Genomic DNA, 533 nt, shown 5'->3' with positions numbered 1-533 from the left:
GGGGTACTTTTCACCATTCCCTCACGGTACTATCCGCTATCGGTCATCATAAGTATTTAGGCTTACCGGGTGGTCCCGGCAGATTCACAGCAGATTCCACGAGCCCGCTGCTACTCGGGAACATCATCCACTCACATGCACATGTTTTCACGTACGGGACTCTCACCCACTACGGCAGGCCATTCCAAACCACTTCCGCTAACACACACATCAACAAGCGAGGAGCCGGCAGCCTCCTCCAACAACGCCCCACAACACCACACACGCAACCCCTGCCAGGTATCACACGCATACGGTTTAGCCTCATCCACGTTCGTTCGCCACTACTAGCAGAATCATTAATTATTTTCTTCTCCTACGGGTACTGAGATGTTTCACTTCCCCGCGTCACCCCCACACCAGCTATGAATTCACTGATGGGTAACCACACATAACCATGGCCAGGTTTCCCCATTCGGACACCCTCGGATCAACGCTCTATTGGTAACTCCCCGAGGCCTATCGCGGCCTTACACGTCCTTCATCGGCTCATA

At 53.3% G+C, this 533-nt stretch carries 1 rRNA gene; it reads right to left on the bottom strand.

Annotation, left to right across the window (positions count from 1 at the left end):
- Positions 1-533, bottom strand: a 23S ribosomal RNA gene (locus DDE13_RS22675); the annotation flags it as partial.

This window comes from Meridianimarinicoccus zhengii, assembly GCF_003254465.1.
GTDB classification, from domain to species: domain Bacteria; phylum Pseudomonadota; class Alphaproteobacteria; order Rhodobacterales; family Rhodobacteraceae; genus Meridianimarinicoccus; species Meridianimarinicoccus zhengii.
This window is presented reverse-complemented; position numbering and strand designations above follow the sequence as displayed.